This window comes from Leptolyngbya sp. FACHB-321 (genome assembly GCF_014695975.1).
Lineage (GTDB): Bacteria > Cyanobacteriota > Cyanobacteriia > Leptolyngbyales > Leptolyngbyaceae > Stenomitos.
Window position 1 is genome coordinate 1 of the sequence record NZ_JACJPI010000025.1, and the last position, 10,054, is coordinate 10,054.

Annotated in this window: 11 protein-coding genes, 2 pseudogenes and 1 riboswitch; of the genes and pseudogenes, 7 read left to right on the forward strand and 6 right to left on the reverse strand. The window is 48.4% G+C overall.

Annotated features, from left to right (window positions below):
• Positions 1 to 111: pseudogene (locus H6F76_RS30215) on the forward strand (IS982 family transposase); the annotation flags it as partial.
• 89 nt (positions 112 to 200) lie between these two features.
• Here the strand turns inward: H6F76_RS30215 and H6F76_RS02850 are convergent.
• Both H6F76_RS02850 and H6F76_RS02855 read right to left on the reverse strand, forming a co-directional pair.
• Positions 201 to 626, reverse strand: coding sequence for a hypothetical protein (locus tag H6F76_RS02850; protein WP_190505759.1), 426 nt, complete (start codon positions 624 to 626; stop codon positions 201 to 203).
• Positions 627 to 655: 29 nt separating this feature from the next.
• A riboswitch (Glutamine riboswitch) is annotated at positions 656 to 813 on the reverse strand.
• A gap of 91 nt (positions 814 to 904) precedes the next feature.
• The gene (locus tag H6F76_RS02855; protein ID WP_190446192.1) at positions 905 to 1,282 is read right to left on the reverse strand and encodes a hypothetical protein; all 378 of its coding nucleotides are present in this window, start codon (positions 1,280 to 1,282) and stop codon (positions 905 to 907) included.
• Between the two features lie 355 nt (positions 1,283 to 1,637).
• On the opposite strand from H6F76_RS02855, the gene argF reads away from it, so the two are divergent.
• The 3 genes from argF (at position 1,638) to H6F76_RS02870 (ending at position 4,627) form a co-directional block, all read left to right on the forward strand.
• Positions 1,638 to 2,558 carry an ornithine carbamoyltransferase gene (gene argF / locus H6F76_RS02860; RefSeq protein WP_190505761.1) on the forward strand — a complete coding sequence of 307 codons (921 nt, stop codon included), beginning with the start codon at positions 1,638 to 1,640 and terminating at the stop codon, positions 2,556 to 2,558.
• Positions 2,559 to 3,066: 508 nt separating this feature from the next.
• Positions 3,067 to 3,267, forward strand: coding sequence for a hypothetical protein (locus H6F76_RS02865; RefSeq protein WP_190446194.1), 201 nt, complete (start codon positions 3,067 to 3,069; stop codon positions 3,265 to 3,267).
• Positions 3,268 to 3,403: 136 nt separating this feature from the next.
• Entirely contained in the window at positions 3,404 to 4,627 is a 1,224-nt protein-coding gene (locus tag H6F76_RS02870) for a class I SAM-dependent methyltransferase (protein WP_190505763.1), read from the forward strand.
• A 232-nt stretch (positions 4,628 to 4,859) separates the two neighbouring features.
• On the opposite strand, the gene H6F76_RS02875 is transcribed toward H6F76_RS02870, so the two are convergent.
• The gene (locus H6F76_RS02875; RefSeq protein ID WP_190505765.1) at positions 4,860 to 6,119 is read right to left on the reverse strand and encodes a septal ring lytic transglycosylase RlpA family protein; all 1,260 of its coding nucleotides are present in this window, start codon (positions 6,117 to 6,119) and stop codon (positions 4,860 to 4,862) included.
• A 934-nt stretch (positions 6,120 to 7,053) separates the two neighbouring features.
• Between H6F76_RS02875 and H6F76_RS02880 the strand changes: the two genes are divergently transcribed.
• Positions 7,054 to 7,929, forward strand: coding sequence for an alpha/beta hydrolase (locus tag H6F76_RS02880; RefSeq protein WP_190446197.1), 876 nt, complete (start codon positions 7,054 to 7,056; stop codon positions 7,927 to 7,929).
• A 170-nt stretch (positions 7,930 to 8,099) separates the two neighbouring features.
• On the opposite strand, the gene H6F76_RS30835 is transcribed toward H6F76_RS02880, so the two are convergent.
• Positions 8,100 to 8,225 carry a hypothetical protein gene (locus H6F76_RS30835; RefSeq protein ID WP_277881175.1) on the reverse strand — a complete coding sequence of 42 codons (126 nt, stop codon included), beginning with the start codon at positions 8,223 to 8,225 and terminating at the stop codon, positions 8,100 to 8,102.
• Positions 8,226 to 8,234: 9 nt separating this feature from the next.
• Between H6F76_RS30835 and H6F76_RS30840 the strand changes: the two genes are divergently transcribed.
• Complete coding sequence (locus H6F76_RS30840) at positions 8,235 to 8,363, forward strand: hypothetical protein (RefSeq protein WP_277881176.1); 129 nt, start codon at positions 8,235 to 8,237, stop codon at positions 8,361 to 8,363.
• Here the strand turns inward: H6F76_RS30840 and lipB are convergent.
• Positions 8,348 to 9,040 (reverse strand): lipoyl(octanoyl) transferase LipB, encoded by a 693-nt coding sequence (lipB, locus tag H6F76_RS02885; RefSeq protein ID WP_190505768.1) that lies wholly within the window; start codon positions 9,038 to 9,040, stop codon positions 8,348 to 8,350. The two genes, H6F76_RS30840 and lipB, sit on opposite strands and share 16 nt — an antisense overlap.
• 196 nt (positions 9,041 to 9,236) lie before the next feature.
• On the opposite strand from lipB, the gene raiA reads away from it, so the two are divergent.
• Complete coding sequence (gene raiA / locus H6F76_RS02890) at positions 9,237 to 9,908, forward strand: ribosome-associated translation inhibitor RaiA (RefSeq protein ID WP_190505767.1); 672 nt, start codon at positions 9,237 to 9,239, stop codon at positions 9,906 to 9,908.
• A 35-nt stretch (positions 9,909 to 9,943) separates the two neighbouring features.
• On the opposite strand, the pseudogene H6F76_RS30220 reads toward raiA, so the two are convergent.
• Positions 9,944 to 10,054 (reverse strand): annotated as a pseudogene (locus H6F76_RS30220) (IS982 family transposase); the annotation flags it as partial.

Sequence of the window (10,054 nt, forward strand, 5' to 3'; positions counted from 1 at the left end):
CGTTCTCCAGTCAATTGCTTTGTCAATATCTTGGGCGGATTGATTGCCTATTGCCATCAGCCAAAGAAGCCATCCATTGCCCTTGACCACAATTTGCTCCTTCCGGCTTAACCCGAACTGACGTTATCTACAAAGAATTTATTAGAGACGGGCATGATCAGTTCAATGATGGCTTAAAGATCACCGTTGAGAGCTTACTGCTAGTGATAAAGACGCTCATCAAGCCAAACTTGCACATCCGCTTCAGATTCTAAATAAACTGTACGACCCGTCCGTGGGTCATAAACGTGCCACCAGGATTGACCCATTTTATCCAAGGTGCGCCGGATCTCTGGCTCAGAATGAGTAGAGCGGTAGGATTGGAACTGGAGGGGTGTGTTAAGGAGGCTCCAGCACTTGCGCCATATATTAGCAGTGGTCGTCGAGCGCCCACATACCAACGTTAACCGTCGCTCTAGATATTCCACCTGATACTCATGATCAAGCTTCCTAGCACGCTGATCGAGCCGTGCTCGCCAATGTTGATCGAACGCAGCCATGAGAGGCGAGTGGATCGTCTGCGGTGCTGCCACGTTGTCGGGGAGCAACTCTAATTCTTTGTATTGTTGCCATTGCGTTTTCATCATGACGCTCCATGTACTCTCTAAAAGAATGAAGCGCGTTCCTTCGGGTGTTGTCCCTACTTCCGTCCCTCCCTAAACAGCGATAGCAATCAGCCTTAAAACCTTGTGCTGATTCCACAATGCTCTGGGCTGGCTATATGACCTACCTAACAATTGAATTTAAAGGGGTATAAAGAGAGAGATGAACGATTTCTAGTAATGTTTTCTACAAAATTGTTAGGACGAACCAACAATATCTTTCTTTCCTAACATTTCGCCTTGCCTAACTGCGACCAGTATATTCAGCGACCTTGATAGTTTTCTTCAATCCACAGGCGCATTTCTGCTTCAGAATCAGCGTAAACAACTTGTCCAGTTCTTGGGTCAGAGGCAACCCACCAGCGATCGCTACCATCCACCACTTCACAGACCTGTAGGGACGCTCCACCAAAAAGTCCTTGCGTGATACGCTGCACAGTGGTTAGCCACCAGCTTTGTGGCGATGGTGCTACGTCACACGATCGTACTGGTGCAACCTGCTGTTTCTCTTGCTCCAAGAGTGCAACTAAACGGGCATTATTAGTGGCTCTTGCTACCTGCAAACGATGAGCGAGGGATGCCATGATGCTGTCTTGATGCCGATTTAAGCGACGGTCATGAGTTTGTAATACGTTAGTCATTGAAAGAGCCTCGGCAATATAAAGTTGATACGGTTTTTACTCCGCATCTCTAACTATAAGATTTTTTCTGTATTGAGTGCTACAGTTTCAGCGTTTGCTGACATAGTTTGAAAGACAATAGGTCTAAACCGTAGAAAGCTTGAAGCAGAACAAACAGAAGTTTATGACCTAGCTTTTTTGTGAAAGTAATCAATATTTTGTCAACAATCTTTTGGGTGATTTGTAACTTTCTGAAAAGATCTCTAAAGAAACTCTGAAACAATGCCTGCTTCGTCAAAGTAAAATTGGTGGGCTACTAGGCGAACGAATGTAGATCTGGTACGGTTTTGAAGAAAATCTTGGAGAAGGAAACGGAATGGGGGCACTGAAAGGACGTGACTTGCTTAGTCTGGCGGACTTAACAGCAGAAGAACTACAGGACATTCTGCTCCTAGCAACCCAATTGAAAGCGGGAACCCTCAAACCAAAGTGCGAAAAAATCCTGGGGCTGCTGTTTTACAAAGCGTCTACCCGCACTCGCGTTAGCTTTTCAGCCGCCATGTACCAACTGGGCGGTCAAGTGCTGGACTTAAACCCCAATGTGACGCAGGTGGGTCGCGGTGAGCCACTGTCTGATACAGCACGGGTACTCGATCGCTACCTCGATATTCTTGCCGTCCGTACCTTTGACCAGCACGACCTGGAAGCCTTTGCCAGCTACTCCAAAATCCCTATCATTAATGCACTCACTGATCTGGAACACCCTTGCCAGGTGCTTGCTGACTTGCAGACAATGCAGGAGTCTTTCGGCTCTCTCCAAGGTTTAACACTGACTTATCTAGGCGACGGAAACAATATGGCGCATTCGCTTATGCTGGGTTGTGCGCTGACAGGTGTAAATGTGCGGGTCGCATCACCACCAGAGTATCGTCCTCTTGATGTCGTCGTGCAAAAGGCGCAGGCGATCGCTAGCGGCAAAACTGAAGTTATTGTGACAACCGATCCGATCGCAGCAGTCAAAAATGCGCAAGTGATCTACACCGATGTCTGGGCAAGTATGGGGCAAGAAGCTCTGGCAGAAACTCGCGTACCAATCTTTCAGCCCTACCAGGTCAGTGAGCAGCTTTTAAGCGATGCGGATCAGGCGGCGATCGTCCTCCACTGTTTGCCTGCCCATCGTGGCGAAGAAATTACGGATGCTGTGCTTGAAGGATCGCAGTCCCGTGTCTGGGATCAAGCAGAAAACCGGATGCACGCGCAGAAAGCACTACTTGCTAGCTTGCTGGGAGTTGCATAAAGCCATGTCATTTAAAAGTAGACAAGGAAACGCTTTCATACACCACAAGAAGCTTTAAGGCATCATGATGTCATAGGCTGTATGCTAACAGTTGGTAGGAAGCGGTTACTGACCATCTGCGCGTCGTTCTTGCTTACAACTGTTATCTGTAGCCACCCTGCTGCCAGTTATCTGAATGCAGACAGTTTTGTTTGTTGTCCTAGCGCTTTCAGTATCTCGCTTGAGGCAACTTGCCCTGCAAGTTAGCTCTATAAATGTACGGTAGTCACACGATCGCACAGGCTCGTACCAAAAAACATCTCATTTTGTAAAATGCTTTGCAGTTTGAGGCATTAACCGCTATCTATAGTAGAGAGCTTGAGGGAATAATTCTACAGGTAGCGTTTATGGGTCTGTCAGGACGTTCGGTCAACTAGTTTGACGCTTACTTAAGCGTCATCAGTTCCGCCCATAACCTCACTCTTGGAAGCCTTCTCCAGGCGTTAAACCATTAGCCACTAAGAAAATAATGACCTACCAACATCAACTGACCCCCTGGGTCGTTCACAAGCTGCTGCCCAACTTAAAGCATCTCACGATTACGCGGTTTCGTCGTCGCCCGGACGCTGAAGCCTATCTTAAGGTTTTGAACCAGTCTCAACCCTATGCTCAGTTTACGATTACCTTTGATTCTGGAGAGAGCAACTTTGCAGCTCAAGCTGAATCGTAGCGATCGCTTCGTGCCATTTTTGGAGTGTAGTGTTGAAACAATTGAATGACTGTGAATGCTGTCTGCGGGCAACGGCTTGTTTGTGCTATCGCATGGCTCGCCTGTGTCAAAATAAAGACCGCTCTTGGTGGTGGTTATGGCAGCACAGTTGGATGAACAAGACAGCAACCCTGCTCTCGGCAATTTGATCGCTCGACAAATTGCCGAGAGTTCTCAACAGCGTCTTACCTTTGCCACCTATATGGATTTGGCATTGTACCACCCACAGTATGGGTACTACGCTACCAATGCTGCCGTGATCGGCGCTAAGGGCGACTTTTTCACCTCACCTCACCTCGGTGCAGACTTTGGCGAATTGCTAGCCGAGCAGTTTGTCCAGATGTGGGAAATCATGCAGCGTCCAACGCCTTTTACCTTGGTCGAAATGGGTGCTGGTCAAGGATTATTAGCTGTTGATATCCTCCGCTACTTGCAGCATCGCCATCCGACTTTTGTACGAGCGCTCGAATACATCATTGTTGAACGTGCTGCCGCACTTATTGCTGAACAACAGCGGCAGGCAATGTCACTAAAAGATCTTGATGTTCAACTTCGCTGGAGCAGCCTTGAAGCGCTACCGTCCCACTCGATCGTCGGCTGCTTTTTTTCTAACGAGCTGGTCGATGCTCTCCCAGTGCATCAAATCTCGTTGGTATCAGGACAGTTACAAGAGATTTACGTCACGGCGACGCAGGGCGAAAACAATACCCCTCACTTTAGCGAAGTGACTGGTGAACTATCGACACCCCAGCTAGCAGCCTACTTTGAACGTATTGGTATTGCTTTAACCGCTAAATCGTATCCTGATTGCTATCGCAGTGAAGTTAATCTGGCAGCGCTAGACTGGCTGCAAACTGTTGCCGAGCGGCTCCAACGGGGGTACGTCCTTACGATCGATTACGGGTACACGAGCGCTCGTTACTATAGCCCTACGCGATCCCAGGGCACGCTGCAATGTTATTACCAGCACACCCACCATTCCAATCCCTACATCCATATTGGGAAGCAAGACATCACGGCGCACGTTGATTTCACTGCCCTAGAGCAGCAAGGTGCGGTCTGTGGGTTAAAACGAGTTGGCTTCACGCAGCAAAGCCTTTTTCTGATGGCATTGGGGCTGGGCGATCGTATGGCAGCGCTTAGTCAGTCTACCGCTAGCACTGTGCAGGACATCCAAGCCGCGCTACGGCAACGGGATGCCTTACATCTCCTTATTAACCCAATGGGCTTAGGAAACTTTGGTGTGCTAGTGCAAGCTAAAGGGCTTACCAGTTCTGAAAGTGTCCATTCGCTTAAAGGACTAACCGTACCAGCAAGCTAAATTGAGACAAGTAAGTGATATGGACAACGGCTGAACTTAAGCTAAGTAATTGGTGGGGTAGGGCGACAGATATGAAAGCCTAAGATAGCCACACCCAAGATGCTACAGCTACGACTTCATGCCAGCCAAAGACAATCAGAATCAACCTAACGAATCGAGTTGAATCGCCATATGTAGATTGCTTCTGCTAGTTTGTGGTTCGCCCTACAATTTCTACAACTGATGCGTTACTCTAGTTGCCTGCTGTAATGGCTCTTGGAGAGTTTTCTAAGACATCAAGGCGTACTGGCGCAACACCAGATTGAATGAGTCCTAACATACGAGCAGCACCAGCCGACAGATCAATGACACGATCGCCAGAAAAAGGACCTCTGTCGTTGATTCTGACTACTACCGATTGACCGTTATTAATATTGGTCACTACTACTTTTGTCCCGAAAGGCAACGTGCGGTGTGCGGCTGTCATTGCATTTTGATTGAAACGTTCGCCACTGGCGCTAGGATTACCGTGGAAGCCTGGACCATACCACGATGCCATACCGCTCAGTTTTTGCCGAATGGCACCTACAGCAACTTGCGACCAGTTGTTTGGCTTCCCAGTCACGCTGTTTAGAGGAGAAGCGTTGCCGAGCAACCGTCGGAGGCGATTAGCTGCTTGAAGCGCATCTTTCTCCAGGCTGCGGGTTGTATCTGGTAACACTGTGGTGGCATCAATCACAGCAATCAGAGTTTTGTCTGCTTTGATGACGTACCGCTCGTCTGTCGCAGTCGCTTTGCTCGACTGAGCATTCCAGCTAACGGTGATGGTGCTAGCATCCACGCCATCTCGGTTGAGTTGATTAATTTTGGCGGCGATCGCGGCAGCTCTCAGCACTGGATCACTCTGGGCAACGTTGGCATTTGCCTGTGTTGCTTCGCTAGATTGAGCGGCAGCTTCTGCTGGTGCGGCTGAAGATTTATCAGCACTGTTGAGAGACTTGGCAGTGGCGATCGCGTTCTCGGTAGCGTCAGTTTGTCGGCTTCCCATTTTCACTAATGGTGCTTTGACCGTTGTTGCCGACGCGCTATTAGAGCCAGTTAAGGTCAGGACGGGTATGTTGCGGACGTAGAGGGTTGCTGCTTTGCGCCCTGCTAGGTCATGTGCTTGGACTTTAGCGATCGTCTCGCGTTCAGCGCTGGCAACCGTTGATGGCTGAAGCTGTTCACCTAGCTTCACAACTGCACGTGTTGGTGTCAAATCTGAAGCCGACGTTTGGTCAAAAGCAGTTGCTTCATCAGTTTGTTGCTCTGCTTGAGAGGGCTGTGGATCAGCTTTGACAGCAGCGTTAATTGAGGCTGGCTCAGAGGTCACAGTATGAGTGGAGGCTTGGTTAGGGTTTGCCTCAACAACTGGGTCAACCGTGCCGATTGGGTTAGCGCTGCTAGCCAGCGGGGTACCCAACGTTGCCATAAACAGGGTGGCAGTTAGACCACTAAGAACTTTTTGATTCATACATCCGTGTGTGAAGGGCAAGATCAGACGAGATTAGAGCGAGTTGAAATATCTCTTGATTGACATGTCTTGTAGCTCGTACTCGTTTCGTAGGTACTCCTTAGGTCAGAACTGCAACAGACTATCACGAAGTTTTTGCTTTGGGGATCAGGGATCTAACAGAGACACTTGCAGCATGACGGTTGTTGTCTAGGTAAAAAAACCGTGTAGGCAAGTGTTACAGGATGTTTCGCTGTTCGACATCAATTCGAGCGCTTCATCAAAACTTTACGCTAACTTCATAAACTTGTGACTTAAATCACCCGATAGCAGGATGAGGTAGCGGAAAGTGAAAGGTTTTACTCCTAGCATCCAAAGGGTTATCGTGCAAGAGGCTGCAAGAGGCAAAGCTGCTATCGTCTAAGTTACCTGTTGGGACTTGTATGTTCAGGTTGAACTGATGGCACACGCGATTGCGTCTTGGCTTACAACATGTTTCAAACAAGTAAGCCACAGTGCTTATAAAAAGGTGTAGCTTGTCCCTGAAGCAGGTAGGGGGGGATGAGCGTGACTAATGCTCGTGGTGATAGTTATAAATATTTTTTTGCTGCTTTACTTTGTCACGTTGCATCTAGAGCTTCAGCCAGTGCGGCACTAACGTTCCTACTGGTATCAATCTATATTGGCTAGTTTGTGTAAGCATTGCAGGCTTATTTATGCAAGGTCGAGAAGCTATGCATCTGACGCATCAGATTAACTAGACGATCGCCCGTATTTCTGCTGTATCGGTGATTACGCTAGTTGGCAAAGCGTGTCAGGTGTTAGGCTTTAAATGTGTTTGCGGTGACGGTGAGTTTAAGGGAGAAACCCTAGCTAGAGAAGGGTTTGCACTGCTACTGCTACCACCGTAGTTTTTCTATGACCCACCTCGATCGCACTTAACCAAAACGCCCCTATGACTGCGCTGTCTTCTGAATGGCAACATCATTTTGTTGAAACAAATCGTATTCGCCTGCACTGCGTGACCCAAGGAGAAGGTGATCTAGTAATTCTTCTACATGGGTTTCCAGAGTTTTGGTACTCCTGGCGCTTTCAAATCCCAGCGTTAGCCCGTCACTTTAAGGTTGTTGTGCCTGATCTGCGTGGTTATAACGAATCGGATAAACCAGCTAGTGGCTATGACTTAGATACTCTCAGCGCTGATATTCAAGGTTTGATCGAAGGGTTGGGGTACGCACGCGCTCATATTGTGGGACATGACTGGGGCGGCACGATCGCATGGCATCTAGCACAGAAATTTCCTCAATATCTCAACCGTTTAGCGATTTTAAGTGCTGCGCCACCTCAGCGCTTCCTGCAAGAAATGGTAAGCAATTTAGATCAACTCCGCCGCAGTTGGTACGTACTTGCGTTTCAGGTTCCTGGCGTTCCAGAGTGGCTCATTCAGCAAAATTTGAAGGAATTTTTGAGAAGCCTGCTTCAAGGGCAGGCAATTCGGAAGGGGGCTTTCTCTGACGAAGAAACGAGGCTGTATCAATCAGCCCTGGAGAAACCGGGGGCATTGTCTGCTGCGTTGAGCTACTATCGCCAGATGCTCTCGCCCTGGAATTGGTTGAAGGACGTTGGACGCACACCCGCCCTTGTGACTGCCCCTACCTTAGTTTTGTGGGGGGAAGAAGATTCGCTCCTAAGCCAGAATTTAATTAAGGAACTAGACCAACTGGTTCAAGCGCCGTTTCGGCTGACGCTGGTGCCTCATTGCGGACATTGGATTCAGCAGGAAGCGCCACAAACAGTAAACCGCGAGTTGTTGACCTTTTTGCGGCAATAAGAGGCTGGACGATCAAGCCACTGCTGTTCTGTTCCAGTGTTGACAATTGTGTTGGATCGAGCGTTGGTAAGTTTGTCTCTTCGTTCCTGTTATGCCTGGATTAAGCTCTTACAGGGCTTGGGTGGGATATATGCATAACGAGGGCGGAAATTCTATAACGCAACAGCTACTCACTGTGCTGGTACAGGCAACGTCTGAATTAACTCAATCGAATCAACAGCAAAAGCAGGCGATCGAGCAAGGTTTCCATCACCAACATCAAAAAATTCGACCTGTTGACAGATTAGATTGGGCACCTGACGGAAGTGGTGACGACAAGTTTTGCTGAACTGAAGGAGTTGACGCAGCAGCAGTCTGATACAGCGAAACGGCAAGAGCAAAATATCACTCGGCTCGTGGAGATTGTCGAGACGTTGATTCAGCAGCGCGCTTGAGGGGCTCCTGGTTGTTCAATTAGTGCGACATTAAATACTTGAGCAAAGGCGATCGCCACCTGATCTCGCACTGCCTCAAATTGAATTGCTGGTCTAAATTGTGCCAGTGAGCCGACCATTTTGTCAGGAATGCCACAGGGAACAATGCGATCGAAGCCGCTCAGGTCAGGACAAATGTTGAGCGCAAAGCCATGCATAGTAATCCAGCGACTGACTTTGATGCCGATCGCTGCGACTTTGCGCTCGTCTACCCATACGCCCGTCAAACCTGGTAGTCGCTCTCCTTTAAGCCCGTAGAAGGCTAAGACGTGGATGATTACCGCTTCTAGCTGACGCAGATACCAGTGCAAATCTTTCTGATAGTAAGTCAGATTGAGAATAGGGTAGCCAACCAGTTGTCCGGGACAGTGGTAGGTTACTTCGCCGCCCCGTTCTACACGATGCACATCCCACGCGGTTTGAGCAGGGTCAAACTTGAGAAAGGCAGGACTGGCACCTTGACCTAAGGTATAGGTAGGCGGATGTTCGAGCAGCAGCAATGCATCATCAAGCTGAGAGTCTTGGCGACGGTCGTCTACCAGCGATCGCTGCCATGCCCATGCCGTCGTATACGGCACAATACTCCTTTTATATAGATGACAATGGCGACGCTTAAAGGACTGCCCCGCAGAAACTATTACTGGCTCAGATTGGATCACTGGTTTAAATTCATGCAAAAAACAAGGGGGTTGTAACGTAATTTTGGCTTAAAGAACACATACCCTAATCAAGAATTATCACAGGTTGCAAAGCATTCTAACGGCTACTGTCGTGCAGAATACAAAGTGGTAGGGTGAATGGATAACCCACTTTTTCAGGGGAGGAAGCTCGTTTATGAAGCTTGTTATCCAGGGCAAAAACATCGAAATTACTGACTCATTACGTGAGTATGTAACGAACAAGATCGAAAAGGCGGTCAGCCATTATCAAAGTTTAACGACTGAAGTTGATGTCCATTTGTCAGTTGCTAAAAATCCACGGATCAACTCTAAGCAAACGGCTGAAGTCACTATCTATGTTAATGGTGCGATCGTCCGTGCTGAAGAAGGCAGCGAGAGCCTCTACGCCAGCGTCGATTTAGTTGCCGATAAGATTAGTCGCCAGCTTCGTAAATATAAGGAGAAACGTCAGGCACAGAGCCATGCCCCTGTGAAAACAGCAGAGGCTTTGAGTGATCAGCCAGTAGCGGCAGATCTGCTGCAGGATCGATCGCCAGAACTGCCGGGTCAGGTTGTGCGAACGAAATATTTTGCAATGCCTCCTATGACTCCACAGGAAGCACTAGAGCAGTTAGAGCTGGTTGATCATGACTTTTATATGTTCATGAACAGTGAAACGGGAGAAATCAACGTCATTTATGAACGAAATCATGGTGGCTACGGCGTGATTCAGCCGCGTAAGGGTAACGGGCACACGCACAACGGCAAGAATGGCAAGACAGCGCACGCTGATGATGCAGACGATGAGCAAGCACATGACTATGTGCCTCAAGCCAGCTTTATTTAGGCGTTTTGCTGCTACCTAAATAACGTCAGTTCGGGTTAAGCCGGAAGGAGCAAATTGTGGTCAAGGGCAATGGATGGCTTCTTTGGCTGATGGCAATAGGCAATCAATCCGCCCAAGATATTGACAAAGCAATTGACTGGAGAACG